At 60.0% G+C, this 18,687-nt stretch carries 11 protein-coding genes; 3 read left to right on the forward strand and 8 right to left on the reverse strand.

Annotated features, from left to right (window positions below; genetic code table 11):
• Positions 1-127: 127 nt before the first annotated feature.
• From J2Y56_RS13380 to tpx, 7 genes are all read right to left on the reverse strand, one after another.
• Positions 128-874 carry an SDR family oxidoreductase gene (locus tag J2Y56_RS13380; RefSeq protein WP_007948717.1) on the reverse strand — a complete coding sequence of 249 codons (747 nt, stop codon included), beginning with the start codon at positions 872-874 and terminating at the stop codon, positions 128-130.
• 281 nt (positions 875-1,155) lie between these two features.
• Positions 1,156-3,237 carry a bifunctional diguanylate cyclase/phosphodiesterase gene (locus J2Y56_RS13385; protein WP_007948718.1) on the reverse strand — a complete coding sequence of 694 codons (2,082 nt, stop codon included), beginning with the start codon at positions 3,235-3,237 and terminating at the stop codon, positions 1,156-1,158.
• A gap of 292 nt (positions 3,238-3,529) precedes the next feature.
• The gene (locus tag J2Y56_RS13390) at positions 3,530-4,993 is read right to left on the reverse strand and encodes an efflux transporter outer membrane subunit (RefSeq protein ID WP_007948719.1); all 1,464 of its coding nucleotides are present in this window, start codon (positions 4,991-4,993) and stop codon (positions 3,530-3,532) included.
• Positions 4,990-8,097, reverse strand: a complete 3,108-nt coding sequence (locus J2Y56_RS13395) for an efflux RND transporter permease subunit (protein ID WP_310350601.1) — start codon at positions 8,095-8,097, stop codon at positions 4,990-4,992. Before J2Y56_RS13395 ends, J2Y56_RS13390 begins: the two co-directional genes overlap by 4 nt.
• Positions 8,094-11,198: an MdtB/MuxB family multidrug efflux RND transporter permease subunit gene (locus J2Y56_RS13400; RefSeq protein ID WP_310334406.1), complete on the reverse strand. Its 3,105-nt coding sequence runs from the start codon at positions 11,196-11,198 to the stop codon at positions 8,094-8,096. Before J2Y56_RS13400 ends, J2Y56_RS13395 begins: the two co-directional genes overlap by 4 nt.
• Entirely contained in the window at positions 11,195-12,511 is a 1,317-nt protein-coding gene (locus tag J2Y56_RS13405) for an MdtA/MuxA family multidrug efflux RND transporter periplasmic adaptor subunit (RefSeq protein WP_033049713.1), read from the reverse strand. Before J2Y56_RS13405 ends, J2Y56_RS13400 begins: the two co-directional genes overlap by 4 nt.
• Before the next feature lie 179 nt (positions 12,512-12,690).
• A complete protein-coding gene (gene tpx / locus J2Y56_RS13410) occupies positions 12,691-13,191 on the reverse strand; it encodes a thiol peroxidase (RefSeq protein ID WP_007948723.1) in 501 nt (166 codons plus the stop codon).
• A gap of 167 nt (positions 13,192-13,358) precedes the next feature.
• Here tpx and J2Y56_RS13415 point away from each other — a divergent pair, with 167 nt between their 5' ends.
• On the forward strand, positions 13,359-13,784 hold the full coding sequence (locus J2Y56_RS13415) for a YciI family protein (protein WP_310350604.1): 426 nt from the start codon (positions 13,359-13,361) through the stop codon (positions 13,782-13,784).
• Positions 13,785-13,953: 169 nt separating this feature from the next.
• On the forward strand, positions 13,954-16,302 hold the full coding sequence (locus J2Y56_RS13420; RefSeq protein ID WP_310350606.1) for a tetratricopeptide repeat protein: 2,349 nt from the start codon (positions 13,954-13,956) through the stop codon (positions 16,300-16,302).
• Positions 16,303-16,515: 213 nt separating this feature from the next.
• Here J2Y56_RS13420 and J2Y56_RS13425 read toward each other — a convergent pair whose 3' ends face one another.
• On the reverse strand, positions 16,516-17,025 hold the full coding sequence (locus J2Y56_RS13425; RefSeq protein ID WP_007948030.1) for a hypothetical protein: 510 nt from the start codon (positions 17,023-17,025) through the stop codon (positions 16,516-16,518).
• A gap of 254 nt (positions 17,026-17,279) precedes the next feature.
• Between J2Y56_RS13425 and J2Y56_RS13430 the strand changes: the two genes are divergently transcribed.
• Positions 17,280-18,665 carry a hypothetical protein gene (locus J2Y56_RS13430; protein ID WP_310350610.1) on the forward strand — a complete coding sequence of 462 codons (1,386 nt, stop codon included), beginning with the start codon at positions 17,280-17,282 and terminating at the stop codon, positions 18,663-18,665.
• Positions 18,666-18,687: the final 22 nt, after the last annotated feature.

Below are 18,687 nucleotides of genomic sequence, written 5' to 3' on the forward strand. Positions count from 1 at the left end.
AAGTCTCCCACGGTCCGTACTGGCTAGAGTCGGAATCGAGCTTTTAGTCCCGCCCACCCCTTCAAGTCTAAACATACAAGCGAGCCTGCTCGCGAAGAGGCCGGTAAAGGCAATACAAATCCAAGGCTTAACGCCCACCACCCAGATCCACGAAAGTCCCGGTCGCATAGGAAGCCTTGTCCGACAGCAACCATACAATCGCCTCCGCCACTTCATCCGGCCGCCCGCCGCGCGCCATTGGTATTGCCGACTCAAGCTTGCTGACCCGGTCCGGATCCCCGCTCAGCGCATGGAAGTCGGTGAAAATAAACCCCGGCCGCACCGCGTTGACACGGATGCCCTCACCCGCCACTTCCTTGGAAAGCCCAATGGTGAAGCTGTCCAGTGCCCCTTTTGACGCGGCGTAATCCACGTATTCATTAGGCGAGCCCAAACGCGAAGCCACCGAAGACACGTTGACAATGCTGCCACCCTGCCCGCCGTGTTTGGGCGACATGCGCAGGATCGCGTGCTTGGCACAGAGAATCGGCGCCAGCACGTTGGTTTTAAGGATTTTGAGAATGCGGAATTCAGACATTTCATCGACCCGGGACTTGTGCCCGACGGTGCCGGCGTTGTTCACCAGCGCCGTGACCCTCCCCAACTCGGTGTCCACGCGGTGGAACAGCGCAATCACTTCATCTTCGATGCTGACATCGGCGCGCACTGCGATGGCTTGAGCGCCCATTGCACGAACTTGATCCAGCACACTTTGCGCGGCGGACTCGTCAGACTGGTAGTTGATACAGATCCGATAACCCCGTTCGGCGGCCAACAAGGCGGTGGCGGCACCAATACCGCGGCCGCCACCGGTGATGACGATGACTTTGTCCATACGAGCATTCCCCATTCCAAGCGTAAGCTGTCTGGGTCAAGAATAACTGCCATTGCCGGCTTTTGCATGGACACACATCAACTGTTACGACTAACACCCTGCGCACCACGGTCCGCCGTAGCAGCTGTCGAGCTTGCAAGGCTGCGTTCGGCTGCGAAGCAGTCGTAAAACCTGCCACACGCGGTCTGTCTGAATTATCAGGCCGTCTGATTTCACGACAGCTTCGCTGCCGGACGCAGCCTCGCGTTGCTCGGCAGCTTCTACGGAGTCCGGCGGGATCTTCAGGCTGTCGCCAATTGTTCTGCGCGATGGATGTCCACCATGAAACGCGCGGCCGGCAGTGGGTGCCCCAGCAGATAACCCTGCAATGAATCACACCCCAGTTTGGTCAGGAAGTCCTGCTGCACACCGGTTTCGACGCCTTCGGCGACGATTCGCAAGCCCAGCGCCTGACCCAGTGCGACGATTGCCGAGACAATGGCGGCGTCGTCGCTGTCGTGTTCCAGGTCGCGAACGAACCCCCGGTCGATCTTCAACTCATTGGCCGGCAGGCGCTTGAGGTACATCAAGCTCGAATAGCCCGTCCCGAAGTCATCAATGGACAGGTCGACGCCCATGGCCGAGAGTTCCTGCAGCACTGTCATGCTTGCATCGGCATCGTTCATGGCGGTGGTTTCGGTGATTTCCAGGGTCAGGCTGTTGGCCGGCAGCCGATGGGTGCTCAGGGCCTTGGCCACGCTTTTAACCAGACCGGCATGGCAAAACTGCAACGCCGAGAGGTTCACCGCGATCCGCCAATCGGTGTAGCCCTGCGCATACCATTCGCGCATCTGCCGGCAGGCTTCGTTGAGCACCCACTCGCCGATAGGAATGATCAGCCCGGTTTTTTCCGCGATGTCGATAAACGTGTCCGGCAGCATCATGCCCCGCGTTGGGTGCTCCCAACGCAGCAGCGCTTCGGCGCCTACCGGGCGGCCATTATTCGCATCGAACTTGGGCTGGTAATAGAGACTGAACTGGTCCTGATCGAGCGCATTGCGCAGGTCTTGCAGCAATTGCAGCTGCCTGCGCGCGTTGCTGTTCATCGAGGCGTCGAAGAAGCTGTAGCCGTTTTTCCCGGAACCCTTGGCGTGGTACATCGCAGCGTCAGCGTTCATCAGGAGGTCTTGGGCAGTCTGTCCATTGCCTGGGTACAGCGCGATGCCGACGCTGGCGGAAATCTGCAAGTCATGTTCAGTCACCCGGAACGAGCGAGCAATCAAACCGACCTGACGCGCCGCCAGGCCCAGCGCGTCATCCGGCTCGGCGAGCCGCACCAGCAGGACAAACTCATCCCCCCCGATGCGCGCCAACGTGTCTTGACAGCGCAAATCCTCTCGCAGGCGCACCGCGACTTCACGCAACAACTGGTCGCCCATGTGGTGGCCAAAGGCGTCATTGACCGGTTTGAAACCGTCCAGATCGATGAACATCAGCGCAAAACAGCCGCCCTGTTCCTGCACATTGGACATTGCCTGTTCGATGCGATCGGCCAGCAACACGCGATTGGGCAAACCGGTCAGGGGATCGTGCAAGGCCAGTTGGGTCAGTTCGCGGTTGGCCTCGGTCAGCGAGCGCGCGAGGTCAGCGGTGCGTGCTTCCAGACGCGCATCGAGCACTGACGTCAGCAAGGCGATGCTCAGCACCGCCAGCGTGGTGATCAGCACCAGATTGTCCAGGCCTTTGCCGCTCAAGCCGCTGACCACCGCCCCACAGAAACTGCCGTCCGGGAAGCGCGCAGCCGCCATACCGGTGTAGTGCATGCCGACAATGGCGATGCCCATGATCACTGCAGCACCGCACCGGAACAGGGTGACATGAGGCGAGTGCTGTCGCAGGCGGAAGGCGATCCAGAGTGCCGCACCCGATGCGCCCACCGCTATCAGCAGCGAGGTGCCGAACAGCGTCGGGTCGTAATCGATACCCGGCTGCATGCGCAGGGCGGCCATGCCGGTGTAATGCATCGCACTGATCCCGGCGCCCATCACCAGCGCGCCAAACACCAATTGCCAGGCCGGCAGCCGTGGCTGGCTGACCAACCACAGCGCAAAGCCGCAGGAGAGGATTGCGGTCAGCAGCGATAGCAACGTGATGGTGAGGTCGTACCCCAGGTCCATCGGCAATTTGAATGCGAGCATGCCGATGAAGTGCATCGACCACACGCCAATGCCCATGGCAAGGGCGCCACCCGCCGTCCACAAATGCACCGCCCGGCCTTTGGCCGTGGCAATACGTCCGGTCAGGTCGAGCGCGGTATAGGAGGCGAGAATCGCGACACAGAGTGAAATGATAACCAGGGTGGGTGAATAGCTACCGATCAGCATGAGACTTCTCACGAGCGCCCGCCGTACTGCGTCCTTTCTCAGGGGGCAAATGCCGGCGATTGTACTGATTGCGCTGAAGAACGCACTGACAAAATAACCAAAACGCCATCAAGCCGATGAAACGCTTGTTTGATCCCCTGCGACCAGCACATTCCCGTGTAGCAGCTGCCGAGCAGCGCGAGGCTGCGCAGCAGGCGTAAAAACCTGAAAACGCGGTCCTCCTGAAAGACCAAGTCGCCTGATTTCACGACAGCTTCGCTGCCGAACGCTGCCTCGCGCTGCTCGTCAGCTGCTACAGGGCACCGTCCCAGCCGCCACCCAGCGCGGCGATCAATTGCACACTGGCAATCAACCGGCTCTGCTGAAGATCCAGCACGTTGCGTTCGTTACTCAACGCCGTGGCCTGGACCACCACCACATCCAGATACGCAATCAAACCGGCCTTGTACTGGTTCTGGGTCAGGCGCAACGAGATACGTGCGGCGTCCAGTGCTTCCTGGCGCACGCCGGCTTCGTCTTCCAGCACCTTGAGCTGCACCAGGTAGTTTTCCACTTCACGGAAACCGTCGAGCACGGTCTGGCGGTACTTGGCCACCGTCTCATCGTAAGCCGCTTCGCTGCGATCGACTTCTGCCGAGCGCTGGCCGCCATCAAACAAGGTCATGGCCAGTTGTGGCCCGACCGACCAGAAGCGGTTGGGCACGCTGATCCAGTTGGACGAGCTGCTGCTGCTATATCCGCCGTTCAGGCTCAAGGTGAAATCCGGGTAATAGGCGGCCTTGGCCACGCCAATGTTGGCGTTGGCCGCCATCACCGAACGCTCGGCGGAGGCGATGTCCGGACGACGCTCCAGCAATTGCGAAGGCAGACCCACCGGCACTTCGGGCAAGGTCGGGATGGTGTTGGTTTCCGCCAGGCTGAACTCGGCCGGGGGCAGCCCGATCAACACGGCGATGGCGTTCTCGAACTGGGCGCGCTGCCAGATCAGGTCAACCATGTCGGCCTGGGTGCTTTTGAGTTGAGTCTGCGCCTGGGCCACCGCGTCTCGCCCGGAAACACCGGCGCGGTATTGGTTTTCGGTCATGGTCAGCGAGCGCTGATAGGCCACGACCGTCGCTTCCAGCAAGCGTTTCTGTCCGTCGATCACGCGCAATTGCAGGTAGTTCTGCACCAGTTCGGACTGCTGACTCAAACGCATCGCGGCCAGGTCGGCAAAGCTTGCCTGGGCGTTGGCGGTGTCGGCTTCAAGGCCACGGCGCAATTTGCCCCACACATCCGCTTCCCAACTGACCCCGGCCTGGGCAGTGTAAGTGTCACGAATACCGCTGGAGGAACTGGTCAGGCTCGAACTGCTGCTGCCGGTGCCCTGGCTGGAGCGGTTTTTGCCGACGGTCAAATCCACCGTGGGGAAAAACGCCCCACGCGCACTGCGCACCAACGCCTGAGCCTGACGGTATTGCGCCTCGGACTGGGCGACAGTCTGGTTGGACCGGTTCAGTAGTTCGATCAGGCCGTTGAGCTGCTGATCGCCATACAACTCCCACCAGGCACCGCGCGCCAGGGAATCACTCGGGCTCGCCTGACGCCAGCCTGCCGCTTCCTTGTATTGCACCGGCGCGGCCGCTTGCGGGCGCTGATAGTCCGGGCCGACAGCGCAAGCGCTGAGCATCGCCACGCACAGCGCCAGGCTCAGCAGGCGCGGGCCTCGTACGGCGGCCAGCGGGACGGCCAGATGGGTAAGCGAACGGTCAGTCATAGCGGAGTTTCCAGAGCAACATCAGTGCGCACCCCACGCCATTTATTGAAACGATGGCGCAGGTTGTCGAGATAGAGGTAAACCACCGGAGTGGTGTAAAGGGTCAACACCTGGCTGAAGATCAGCCCGCCAATGATGGTCAAACCCAGAGGCTGGCGCATTTCCGCACCTTCGGCACGGCTCAGCAGCAACGGCAGGGCTCCAAGGATCGCTGCCAGGGTGGTCATCAGAATGGGACGCAAACGTTGCAAGCAGGCACTGCGAATCGACTCCAGCGGTACCAGGCCTTGGTGCCGTTCGAGTTGCAGCGCAAGGTCGATCATCAGGATGGCGTTTTTCTTCACCACGCCGATCAGCAAAAACAGGCCCAGCAACGAGATCAGGCTGAACTCGCCGCCCAACACATAGATCGACAGCAAGGCGCCGACCCCGGCCGATGGCAACGTCGACAGGATGGTCAACGGATGGATGTAGCTTTCATACAGCACACCCAGCACCAGATAGACCGCCAGCAGCGCGCCGAGAATCATCCATGGCTGGCTCTTTTGCATCGCGGCGAACGCATCGGCGGTGCCGGCCATTTTCGCGATCACTTCTTCGGGCAAGCCGAGTTTGGCAATCGCCCGTTCGATGGCCGCAGTGCCCTGCTCCACGGTCACCCCTTCGGCCATGTCAAAGGACAGGCTTTCAGAGGCAAACTGGCCTTCGTGGCTGACCCGATCGTTTTCCAGGCTGGCTTCGTAATGGGCGATGGTCGACAACGGAATCCGTGCACCGTCGGCAGTGATCACTTGTACTTGCTTGAGCGTAATCGGGTCCTGGGCGTATTTCGGGTCGACTTCCATTACCACCTGATACTGGTTGAGGCTGTCGTAAATCGTCGAAATCTGCCGCTGGCTGTAGGCGTTGTTCAGCACCGAGGTGACCATGGCCATGTCCACCCCCAGTCGCTTGGCCTGATCGCGATCGACAATCAGTGTCACCTGCTGGGCACCCCGGCCTTCCCGGGCGTCAACCGCCGTCAATTCCGGCAACGCCTTGAGCGCGGTGACCACTTTCGGGTACCACTCACGCAAGGCACCCAGATCACCGCTTTGCAGGATGTAGGAATACTGCGACGAGGTCTGTTCGCGACCCCCGCCAAATTGCAGGTCCTGGTCCGCCATCAGCATCAGCTGTGCGCCGGGAACCTTGGGCATTTCCTTGCGCAAGCGTTCGATGACTTTCTGCGCGGAAATGTTGCGCTCCTTGATCGGTTTCAGGCGAACCAGCATGAAGGCATTGTTGGTGCCGTTGGTACCACCGATGAACCCCGCAACGCTCTCCACCGCGTCGTCCTTGAGGGCGGCACGGCGGAAGATTTCCATTTTCGGCTGCATCACGTTGAACGACAGACCGTCGTCCCCGCGCACGAAACCAATCAGCTGACCGGTATCTTGCTGAGGTAAAAACGTTTTAGGAACAACCACATACAGCGCAATGTTCACGCCAATCGTCACGAGGAGGCTGAGCAAGGTCAGACGACGGTGACGCAATACCCAGTCGAGGCTGGTCGCGTATTTGCCCACCATCCAGTCGTTGGCGCGCCGACTCCAGCGCTGCAAACGGTTTTCCTGACCCGGCGTGTGCGGCTTCAGCCAACGGGCGCAGAGCATCGGCGTCAGGGTCAGCGAGACCACCAGCGAGACCACGATGGATGCGGCCAGGGTGATGGAAAACTCGCGGAACAGGCTTTCGATGATCCCGCCCATGAACAGGATCGACAGGAACACCGCCACCAGCGAGACGTTCATCGACAGCAAGGTAAAGCCGACTTCCTGCGCACCGAGGTACGCGGCTTTCATCGGCGGCACGCCTTCGTCGATGTGCCGGGAGATGTTCTCCAGCACCACGATGGCGTCGTCGACCACCAACCCGGTGGCCAGGATCAGCGCCATCAGCGACAGGTTGTTCAGCGAGAACCCGTAGAGGTACATCACCGCAAAGGTGCCCACCAGCGACACCGGCACCGCCAGCGTCGGAATCAGCGAGGCGCGGAAGTTACCGAGGAACAGGAACACCACCAGAATCACCAGCGTCACCGCGATCAGCAGGGTCATTTCCGCTTCATGCAGGGTCGCCTTGATCACCGGCGAACGGTCCATCGCCAGGTTCAGCTTGACGCTGGCCGGCAGCACCGCCTGCAACGCCGGCAACTGTGCCTTGATTTCATTGACCGTCTCGATGATGTTGGCGCCGGCCGCCCGGTTGATCACCAGCAACACCGCCGAGTCGTCGTTGAAGAAACCGCTGTTGTAGCGGTCTTCGACACCGTCGCTGACCTTGGCCACATCCTTGAGGCGCAGGGCTGCACCACCGTTGTAGTGGATGATCAGCGACTCGTAATCCTTGGCCTTTTCCAGTTGATCGTTGGCCTGGACCTGCCACAACCGTTCGCCGTCTTCGACCGAGCCCTTGGGCCGGCGCACGTTGGCATTGGCGATGGTGTTGCGCACGTCGTCCAGGGCCACGCCGTACTGATTGAGGGCTTGCGGCTCAAGCTCGATACGCACCGCCGGCAACGAACTGCCGCCGATCTGCACTTCGCCCACGCCCTGCACTTGCGACAGGCTCTGGGACAGGATCGTCGAGGCCAGATCGTAGAGCTGGCCTTTTTCCAGCACGTCCGAGGTCAGCGACAACACCATGATCGGCGCCTGGGACGGGTTGACCTTTTTGTAGGTCGGCATGCTGCGCATCCCGCTCGGCAGCAGGTTGCGCGAGGCGTTGATCGCGGCTTGCACTTCCCGGGCGGCGCCGTTGATATCGCGGTCGAGGTCAAATTGCAGGATCACCCGGGTCGAGCCCTGGCTGGAGCGGCTGCTCATGGTGTTGACCCCGGCGATGGTGCCGAAGGATCGCTCCAGCGGCGTGGCCACGGTCGAGGCCATGACTTCCGGGCTCGCACCGGGCAGGCTGGCCTGCACCACGATCACCGGGAAATCCATCTGCGGCAGCGGCGACACCGGCAACAGGCCGAAGCTCACGCCGCCCAGCAGCATGATTGCCAGGCTCAGCAACATTGTTGCGACCGGGCGTTTGATGAAAGGTCCGGAGAGGTTCATGACTGTTCTACCGCATCCACGGCTTCAGACTTGTGGCCCCAACGCCGACCGAGACGGTCGAAGTACAGGTAGATGACGGGCGTTGTGAAAAGCGTCAGCACCTGACTCAGGAGCAAGCCACCGACCATCACCAGCCCCAGCGGTTGACGCAATTCCGCGCCGGAACCGGTGGCCAGCATCAGCGGCACGGCGCCAAACAACGCGGCCAGGGTGGTCATCAGGATCGGCCGGAAGCGCAGCAGGGCCGCCTGATAGATCGCCGTCTCCGGGTCCACGCCCTGATTGCGCTCAGCGTCGAGAGCGAAGTCGATCATCATGATCGCGTTCTTTTTCACGATACCGATCAGCAAAATGATGCCGATGATCGCGATCATGCCCAGGTCATTACCGCTCAGGATCAACGCCAGCAACGCGCCGACCGCCGCCGAGGGCAAGGTCGAGAGGATGGTGATCGGGTGGATGTAGCTCTCGTACAGCACGCCAAGCACGATGTACATGGTCACCACCGCCGCCAGAATCAGCAGCAAGGTGCTCGACAGCGACGCCTGGAACGCCTCCGCCGCGCCTTGGAACTGGGTCTGCACACCCAATGGCATGCCAATGTCTTTCTGCACTTGGTCGATGATCTCGACCGCATGCCCCAGCGCCACACCCGGTGCCAGGTTGAACGACATCATCACCGCCGGAAACTGGCCGATGTGGGTGATCGCCAGTTGCGCCTGACGCTCTTCGATGTGTGCCAGGCTCGACAGGCGTACCTGCCCGCCGTCAGTGGTTTTCACGTGAATCTGGTTGAGAGCATCCGGGCCGATCTTCTCCCCGGACTGCGATTGCAGGACCACGCGGTACTGGCTGGCCTGGGTGTAAATGGTCGAAATCTGGCGCTGACCGAAGGCGTCGTACAGCGCATCGGTGATGTTTGCCACCGACACCCCGACCCGTGAAGCGGCATCGCGGTCGATCACCAGATAGACCTGCAAACCCTTGTCCTGCAAATCGCTGGCTACATCGGTCAGTTCAGGTCGCTGGACCAGCGCTTCGACAAGACGGTTGCTCCACAGGCTCAGCAACTCGGCATCTGGCGACGACATGCTGAACTGGTATTGCGTGCGGCTGACGCGGTCTTCGATGGTCAGGTCCTGCACCGGCTGCATGAACAGGCGGATGCCGACCAGCTTGTCCAGCTCCGGTTGCAGGCGGGCAATGACTTCGGTGGCGCTCAGGTCACGGTTGCTGTGGGACTTGAGGTTGATCAGCAGGCGACCACTGTTCAGCGTCGAGTTGTCACCGTCGACACCGATATAGGACGACAGGCTTTCCACCGCCGGGTCGGCGAGGATCACCTTGGCCAGCTCCTGCTGACGCGCGCTCATCGCCGCGAAGGAAATCGACTGCGGCGCCTCGGAAATGCCCTGGATCACCCCGGTGTCCTGCACCGGAAAGAAGCCCTTGGGCACCGCCATGTAAAGCACCACGGTCAACGCCAGCGTGCCGACCGCCACCAGCAATGTCAGCGGCTGGTGCTTGAGCACCCACTGCAATTTGCGTCCGTAGGCGGTGATCATCCAGTCAATCCACGCGCCGCTGGCACGGTAGAAACGACCCTGCTCTGCTTCCTTGGGTTCACGCTTGAGCAAACGCGCGCACATCATCGGCGTCAGGGTCAGGGACACCACCAGCGAAATCAGAATCGCCACTGCCAGCGTGATCGCGAACTCGCGGAACAGTCGCCCGACCACGTCAGCCATGAACAGCAGCGGAATCAGCACCGCGATCAGCGACAGGGTCAGGGAAATCAAGGTGAAACCGATCTGCCTGGCGCCCTTGAGCGCCGCGTTCAGGGGGCTGTCCCCTTCTTCGATAAACCGGGAAATGTTCTCCAGCATGACGATCGCATCGTCCACCACAAAACCGGTGGCGATGGTCAGGGCCATCAGGGTCAGGTTATTCACCGAGAAGCCGGCGAGGTACATCACGCCGAACGTGCCGATCAACGACAACGGCACGGCAATCGACGGAATGATCGTGGCGCTGGCGCGGCGTAGAAACAGAAACGTGACCATCACCACCAATGCGATGGCGATCAGCAATTCATGCTGCACATCCTTGACCGAGGCACGAATGGTCTGAGTGCGGTCGGTGAGTACCGTGACATCGAGGCCGGCCGGCAGGTTGTCGGTGATGCTCGGCAGCAACGCCTTGATCCGGTCGACCACCTCAATCACGTTGGCCCCCGGTTGACGCTGTATGTTCAGCAACACCGCCTGGTTTTCATTGGCCCATGCCGCCAGACGTTCGTTCTCGGCACCGTCGACGATTTCCGCGACATCCTTGAGCCGCAACGGCGCTCCGTTGGCGTAGGCCAGAATCAGGTTGGCGTAGTCTTTGGGGGAGGTCAGTTGATCGTTTGCGTCGAGCATCGACACCCGGGTGGGGCCATCGAAGTTGCCTTTGGGCTGGTTGACGTTGGAGGCCCCGATCAGTGTGCGCACATCCGACAGGTTCAGACCGTTGGCCGCCAGGGCCTCGGGATTGACCTTGATCCGCACCGCCTGACGCTGGCCACCGGCAATGCTGACCATGCCGACGCCGCTGATCTGGGCGATTTTCTGCGCCATGCGCGTGTCGACCAAATCATTGAGTTTGGGCAGCAACATGGTTTTCGAGGTAATCGCCAGGGTCAGCACCGGGGTGTCCGCCGGGTTGACCTTGTTGTACACCGGTGGCGCCGGCAGGTCCTTGGGCAGCAAATTGGTCGCCGCGTTGATGGCGGCTTGCACCTGCTGCTCGGCGACGTCCATGTTGATGTCGAGGCTGAAGCGCAGGGTCAGCACCGACGCGCCGCCGGAACTGGTCGAGGCCATCTGGGTCAGGCCGGGCATTTGCCCGAACTGACGCTCCAGTGGCGCCGTGACCGCGCTGGTCATGACATCCGGGCTGGCGCCGGGATAGAGCGTCATGACGCGAATCGTCGGGTAATCGACCTGAGGCAACGCCGACACCGGCAGCAACCGATAGGCGATCAAACCGGCCAATACAATGGCCAGCATGCTCAGGGTCGTGGCGACCGGGCGAAGGATGAACAGCCGCGAGATGTTCATGCGCCGCCCTTTTTCGCCTTGTCGGCGGCCGCCGGCTGTGTGGAATCCGCCGCCGATTTACCTTGCAGGTGCCCGGTCGGGGTGGACGGCACGTCCTTTGGGTCATTGACCACTTCGACTTCGCTGCCCTCCTTCAAGCGGTCGGTGCCTTCCAGCACCACACGGTCCCCGGGGGCCAGGCCTTCGGTAACCACGGTGTTGAGCCCGTCGCTGGCGCCGACTTTCAACTGACGGATCGTGACCTTCTTGTCGCCGTCCAGCGCATAGACGAAGGTACCGTTGGTGCCAAACTGAATCGCCGCCGACGGTGCGAGCACCACACCCTTGAGGGTGTCAGCCAGCAAGTGGACGTTGACGAACTGATTGGGGAACAGCGCTTGATCGCGATTCTCGTAGCGCGCCTTGAATTTCAGGGTGCCGGTGGTGACGTCAATCTGGTTGTCCAGGCTCTGCAACACGCCAGTGGCTTGCAATTGGGTGTCGCTACGGTCCCAGGCTTCGGCGGGCAGTTTGGCGCCTGTGCGATAGCGGGCCAGCACCACGTCGAGGCTGTTTTCCGGCAAGGTGAAGGCGACGCTGATCGGCTGGGTCTGGGTGATGATCGCCAGCGCCGTGGTGTCGTTGGCGGCGACCAGGTTGCCGACGTCGAGCTGGCGCAGGCCGACACGCCCGGTAATCGGTGCACGGATCTTGGTGAATTCGAGATTGAGCCTGGCGTCGTTGACCGCCGCCTGATTGGTCTTGACCGTGCCCAAGTACTGACCGACCAGCGCTTCGGCGGTGTCCAGGGTTTGCTTGGCGATACTGTCTTCCTTGAACAGCCCGCGATAACGTTCGACATCAACCTGGGCGTTTTTCAGTTGCGCCTGATTCTGCAACAAGGTGCCCTCGGCCTGGAGCAAGGCGTTCTGGTACGGACGCGGGTCGATTTCAGCCAGCAGATCGCCAGCCTTGACCATCTGCCCTTCTTCAAAGGATATCTTGATCAGCTCACCGCCCACCCGGCTGCGCACATTGATGGTGTTGAGCGCGGTGACAGTACCGAGTGCCTTGTAGTACAGCGGGAAGTCACCCTTGACCGCAGGCGCCACACGCACCGGCACCGGGCCGGTCGCCCCGCCGAAACCCGGACGCATCCCCCCCGCCTTGCCGGCACGCCCGGCCACGGCTTTCTGCCCGGCACCCTCCGTGTGAGCAGCACCGGTGGGCCAGAATTTCCAGCACACGCCAGCGATGACCAACAGGACTAGCAGGCCGAGCAGCCAGCGACGAGGACTACGAGAAGCGGAGGATTGCATTGAATGATCAACCATTGGGCGCGTGGGCTTGTTTTACATGAGGCTGAACGATAAGCACTGGCGGGCATTAAGCAAAGCGGCTTTACCGGCAATTTACCTTGGGCTTACGTATCAGGAGTTCTATCTAAGACACTGAAGCACAAATGAAAACGGCCTGGACAGGGCCAGGCCGTTAACAATTGTAAAGGCTGTGCTTATTTCAGAACGGAAAGCGCCGCGTCGTAATTCGGCTCCTGGCCGATTTCGCTGACCAGTTCGCTGTGCAGCACGTTGTCGTTTTCGTCCAGTACCACGACAGCACGGGCGGTCAGGCCTTTGAGCGGGCCGTCAGCGATGGCAACGCCGTAGTTCTCGATGAACTCGGCACCGCGCAGGGTCGACAGGTTCTGCACGTTTTCCAGACCTTCGGCGCCACAGAAACGTGCCTGGGCGAACGGCAGGTCAGCGGAGATGCACAGCACGACGGTGTTGGCGACATCGTTGGCCTGGGCGTTGAACGTGCGAACCGAAGTCGCGCAGGTCGGGGTGTCGATGCTTGGGAAGATGTTCAGCACTTTGCGCTTGCCGGCGAAGTTCGCCAGGGTCACGTCAGACAGATTGCCGGCAACCAGGGAAAAGGCTGGCGCCTTGGAACCGGCTTGTGGCAGTTGGCCGTTGACTTGAACCGGGTTGCCTTTAAGAGTGACTTGAGCCATGAACGGAGTCCTTCTGAACGTTGTGGTAAAGAATCTCGAAGAGCTGGAAGTTAACCACGAAATGGCCCGGCGACCTATGGCCAGATACAAATCGTGAAGTGTTGTCGATTTGGCCTGTCGCCATTCGACCATGTAGTGAATCCCCCACCTCCAACGGAGATAACACCATGCGATTCATGATCATCGTCAAAGCCAGCCAGGATTCCGAAGCCGGTGTGATGCCAAACGAAGAACTGCTGCGCGCCATGGGCAACTACAACGAAGAACTGGTCAAGGCCGGCATCATGATCGACGGCGAAGGCCTGCACCCCACCAGCAAAGGCACGCGTGTGCGTTTTTCCGGGGACAAACGCACCGTCATCGACGGCCCGTTTGCCGAAACCAAGGAACTGATCGCCGGTTACTGGATATGGCAAGTGAAGTCGAAACAGGAAGCGATCGACTGGGTCAAGCGATGCCCCAACCCGATGCCGGGCACCGAGGCTGAAATCGAGATTCGCCAGGTGTTCGAGGCAGAGGATTTCGGGGCCGAGTTCACCCCCGAACTGCGGGAACAGGAAGAGCGGATTCGCGCGCAGGCGAAAAAACGCTGAGCACGACCTAAATGAGGGAGCGAGCCTGCTCGCCCCCACCTGGGTTCAGTTGATGACTTGATTCCACCTTTTCACGACCCTCATTTGACAGATGCCCGGCATCCGTCAAAGCTGCACTCAGATTGATCGCGCGCCTTAAGGCAAACGCACCTGGACTACGGAAGTCGTAATGCCGAAGCATAAAAACAACGCAGTAAACCCTGATTCGAAACCGAACCCGATCAATCGTTACCTTTTTCCCGTGACCATCAGTGCCTTGCTGCTGGCGGTCATTGCTATCGGCTGGTTTCTGTTCAGCAGCACACCGGCACCGCTAAAACCCGTGCCCGTCAGTCCCCCTGCCGCGCAACCGGCCAAACCCCAACCGGTTGCAGTGACACCGGCGAAGATGGTCGATGAGCAACAATGCCAAGGCTGCCACAGTGAGCAGGTCAAGGATTGGCAAGGCTCCCACCACCAATTGGCGATGCAGGAAGCGAATGCCGAGACGATGCTGGGCGACTTCAATAACGTCACCTTCAAAGGCGAAAACGAAACCACCGTTTTCTCGCGCAAGGGCGATGCATTCTGGGTCAACACACCGGGTATCGACGGCAAGAACGCCGACTTCAAAGTGGCTTACACCTTTGGCATCGCACCGTTGCAGCAATACCTGATCGAGGTCGGCGAAGGTCGCTTGCAACCATTGGGCGTGGCCTGGGATACCGAAAAACACCGCTGGTTCCACCTCTATGCGGGCCAGGGCGTGAACTTCAAGAACCCGCTGCACTGGAGCAAACCGAGCCAGAACGCCAATTTCATGTGCGTCGAGTGCCACACCACGGGCTACAAACGCAATTTCGATGCCGCCAAAAACACCTACGACAGCCAATGGAACAGCCTCGGTGTCGGCTGCCAGGCGTGCCACGGCCCGGCCTCCAATCACCTGGAATGGACGGCGAAAAAAGGTGATTTGATTCATGCCGGTTTTGCAATCGACCTCAAGGGCAAGAACGCAACTGTAGAACTGGAAACCTGTGCCCGCTGCCATTCGCGCCGCGCACCGCTGAGCGATGGCTACACCCCCGGCAAACGCCTGATGGATGACTACCTGCCAAGCGCCCTGACCCGCGAGTTGTATGCGCTGGACGGCAAGATCAAGGACGAAGTGTTTGAACACGGCTCCTTTGCGCAAAGCAAAATGTTCGACAAAGGTGTGCGGTGCAGCAATTGCCATAACCCGCACAGCAACGAGCTCAAGGCACCGGGCAACGGCGTTTGCCTGCAATGCCACAACACGGCGGGCAAAACGGCGGTGGAAGGCGTCAATGTCAAAGACCTGCAAGCGAAAGACTACGACGCTGTCGAACACACTCGCCACGCTATGGGCCAACCGGGTTCGCAATGCGTGGATTGCCATATGCCTGGCAAGTTCTACATGGGCAATGATTTGCGGCATGACCACAGTTTCAGCATTCCCAACCCGGAACGAGCGAAAAAACTCGGCACGCCGGATGCTTGTCTCACTTGCCACACGGGCAAGGACGGCGACAAGGTCACCGAGCAGTTCAAACTGTGGAACGGCGCGCCAACCGCACAGGCCGCGCGTTATGACGAGAGCCTGTGGCTGGTTCGAAACGGCCAGCCCGGGGCCGCACAAGCCTTGTATGAGCAGCTGCAACGCAGCAATTTGCCCGCGATTCAGCGGGCCACTTTGCTCGCCGAACTGGCGCTGTACCCGAGTGAACAGGCGTTGAAACTGGCCACCAAGGACTTGAGCAACCCGGCGCCACAGGTGCGTGAAAGTGCCGTGAGGGCCATCAGCGCGTTCCTGCCGCCCCCCGAACGCGCGCCGCTGTTGTCGCCTTTGTTGACCGACCCGGTAATGGCTGTACGGATCGCCGCTGCTCGGGATCTGTTGGGTGTCGCCGGCACGGGATTGGGCAGCGCCCAGGCGAGCTGGAACGCGGCCATCGGCGAGTACGAAGCGGCCCAGATGAGCCTGCTGGAACGGGCCGAAGCCAACCTCAACCTGGGCATGTTCTATCAGGCCAGTGGCCGCAATGACGAGGTCGAAAAGTACCTGCGTACGGCCCTCAAGCGCGATCCGGACTTCTACCCGGCGCTGGTGTCGCTGGTGCAATGGCTGGAAGCCAATGGCCAACGCCAGGAGGCGCAGGCGCTACTGGCACAAGGTGTGAAAGACCACCCGGACGCCGCACTGTTGCAGTACACCCAAGGTTTGTCGCTGGTACGTGCGGGCAAATCGGACCAGGCCATGTCGGCATTACGCAAAGCCGCGCAACTGGAACCGCAGAACGGCCAGTACAGCTACGTGCTGGCGGTGGCGTTGCATGACAGCGGCAAGGTTGCAGAAGCCTGCGAAGTGCTGGAGCGCTTGCTCAAAGTGCAGCCGGTCAACCGCAATGCGCGGCTGGCGTTGATCCAATACTACCTGGGCAATGGGCAGGAACCGAAAGCGCAGGTGCTGTTGCAGGCCTGGAAGAAAATGAACATGGGGGACCCGGCGCTGAAATAACGCGGTCTGTAGCAGCTGCCGAGCCTGCGAGGCTGCGTCCGGCGACGCAGTCGTCGTAAACCCGGTGGACGCGGTTTCCTTATAAACCGCATTGTCTGATTTCACGACGACTACGTCGCCGGACGCAGCCTCGCGAGCTCGGCAGCTGCTACAAAAGCCGTGTGATCACCCCCATCCCCTATAGGAGCAGCTCGGCTCCTACAAGGTTTTGGGTCAGTCCGGGAGGACTTGGCCGCGATCGCGGGGGATCAGGCTTTGCAACTGCTGCGCCAGAAAGTTCGCATCGAAGGCAAAGGTGTCCGGATCCTTCAGGCCATTGGTCTTGCGCCACTGCCAGCTAGTCGACGGCGGCAGGCAAACCAGCGAAACACTGCCATAGCGTGCGGCCGTCAGCCCCATCACCGCCAAAGAAATCTGACCGCCCGCGCCCATCACATCCGGCACGAACTCCACCGGCTTGCCGGCAATGACAATGGACAGTTTCTCGGTCTTGAACGGCGACGTCTCGACCGGCACGCTCGGCCCTGAAGCGACATAAGCCTCGCGGCTCACCTCCAGCAGATTCGGCGCCTGGACCGGTTCCAGCCAATGCTGGATCTGATCGAACAGCTCACCAATGCGCGTCGCCCACACGGTCGATTGCGACTCAAACGTCTGCTTCTTGTGCGCTTCGCTTTCTGCGTAGTGGCGAAGCATTTCGCCCAGTTGTTGTACGTCGTCCATTGCGGTGTTCCTTTGGTTGGAGCGGTGCTGCGGAACTTCATCATGGCAGATGACGGCCGCCGACGTACGACAAAGCTGCCAGGTGGGTGCGCCCTGACCGTGAGTCAAAACGACGAGCGGTTACATTCAAGGGGCGTAACTCACTTCGACCTGTCAGATGTGACAGTAGCCGACACTCACCTATAAGGTGTTTGATGATCCGGCAGTTGACGTTACGAGAAAGCCCATTGCCGTCAGCAAAGGATCGCAATTTCATGAGTAGCCAGACTTTAAAAATATACAAGGTCCGCATACCGCTGTGGACGAGGCCGGTAATTCATGCCGACAAGCCCGAGGGTGGCATCGGGCTTTTCATTCTCACACCTGACGTCGTTTTAGGCGTTTTAGTCGTTCAAGTAGTGGTCGATCCTTGGCTCAATATGGATAAATACGACACAGCGGCGTTGTTTGTGAATAACGAGTCCACGCCCGCCGCCACCAAAATCATTCAGCCAGGTGAAGAAAACAAAAAGTTCTCACTGTTTCTACCGGTCGCCCGCTTGCAGGACGGTATCAACCGGATCCGTTTGAGGGTCAAACGGGACAGTCAGGACGAGGAAACCTCGGAGGACCTGGTTGTTCTCTTCAACACACCTCGCCCCGGTGGCGATGTGACGGGGACTGGGGACAATCTCAACCTGGTCATGACACTACCCGCTGATGTCATCGACAAAGGTCTGGATGCCGATCGAGTCGCCGAAGGCGTAGAGGTCAAACTGAAGTACGTTTACATGCGAGCGCACGACAAAATCACGCTCGATTGTGATGGTCACACGGTCCTGCATACAGTGACAGCGGCACAAGCCGCTGCCGGCACAATCGTGTTGAAGCTTTTTGCAGAGGCATTCAAAACGGATAACCCTCGATTTGCCATGCGCTTCAGGGGCGTGGATCAAATCGGCAATTCATCAGGACCGCAGGCGATCTGGTCACCGACTACTCACATAGACGTGCACATCCGACAACCCGCTCTGGATCTGAAACCGCCCAAAGTGCTGGAAGCCAAGGAACTCGACGGGACCCGATTGAACTTCGAAAAGGACTTCTACGAGGCCAACTTTGCCACGGTAGAGGTTGATTTCACCGGCTCCGCCCTCGGGCAAACCGTCAAAGTCTATTGGCTCGGGCGCAATTCGACTTATGGCAGCGAGATTCAAACCGTCGCCTATGCAGGACAGGTACTGAAATTTCTGGTCCCGAGGCTGGAAGTGGTTGATTGCATCGGTAGCGGTGCGCAGATCAGTTACACCGTGAGGCTGCCTGGTCCCACCGAGCCTCTACCCTCCAAAGACCTGCGCATCACAGTCACCGCGCAAAAACATCGTCTACCGGAACCGACGCTGAGTCCGGACAAAACTAAACTCAGGGTTTACTACCCAACGCTGGAAGGCACTTACAGCGTGCGTATGGCCCTATTTGGTATCACTACTCGCTACGGCGATGAAGTCCCCATCACCCAGCTATTACAAACCGATCTGCCCGTTCCATCGGCATGGATAACAGAGAACCGGGGTAGATCCGTCATGTTCAATTACACCCTGAAAAGGACAGACACCGCTGACCCCATTATTTTTTCATGGTGTTTAAGAGTCGCTTTATAGCTGAGCAGCTGATTTTAGTTAG

This window comes from Pseudomonas sp. BE134, from assembly GCF_031456105.1.
In the GTDB taxonomy this organism is placed as follows: Bacteria; Pseudomonadota; Gammaproteobacteria; order Pseudomonadales; family Pseudomonadaceae; genus Aquipseudomonas.

Coding starts and splice junctions, on each gene's coding strand:
- J2Y56_RS13380 (WP_007948717.1), bottom strand. CDS start 874: ATGGACAAAGTCATCGTCATCACCGGTGGCGGCCGCGGTATTGGTGCC.
- J2Y56_RS13385 (WP_007948718.1), bottom strand. CDS start 3,237: ATGCTGATCGGTAGCTATTCACCCACCCTGGTTATCATTTCACTCTGT.
- J2Y56_RS13390 (WP_007948719.1), bottom strand. CDS start 4,993: ATGACTGACCGTTCGCTTACCCATCTGGCCGTCCCGCTGGCCGCCGTA.
- J2Y56_RS13395 (WP_310350601.1), bottom strand. CDS start 8,097: ATGAACCTCTCCGGACCTTTCATCAAACGCCCGGTCGCAACAATGTTG.
- J2Y56_RS13400 (WP_310334406.1), bottom strand. CDS start 11,198: ATGAACATCTCGCGGCTGTTCATCCTTCGCCCGGTCGCCACGACCCTG.
- J2Y56_RS13405 (WP_033049713.1), bottom strand. CDS start 12,511: ATGGTTGATCATTCAATGCAATCCTCCGCTTCTCGTAGTCCTCGTCGC.
- tpx (WP_007948723.1), bottom strand. CDS start 13,191: ATGGCTCAAGTCACTCTTAAAGGCAACCCGGTTCAAGTCAACGGCCAA.
- J2Y56_RS13415 (WP_310350604.1), top strand. CDS start 13,359: ATGCGATTCATGATCATCGTCAAAGCCAGCCAGGATTCCGAAGCCGGT.
- J2Y56_RS13420 (WP_310350606.1), top strand. CDS start 13,954: ATGCCGAAGCATAAAAACAACGCAGTAAACCCTGATTCGAAACCGAAC.
- J2Y56_RS13425 (WP_007948030.1), bottom strand. CDS start 17,025: ATGGACGACGTACAACAACTGGGCGAAATGCTTCGCCACTACGCAGAA.
- J2Y56_RS13430 (WP_310350610.1), top strand. CDS start 17,280: ATGAGTAGCCAGACTTTAAAAATATACAAGGTCCGCATACCGCTGTGG.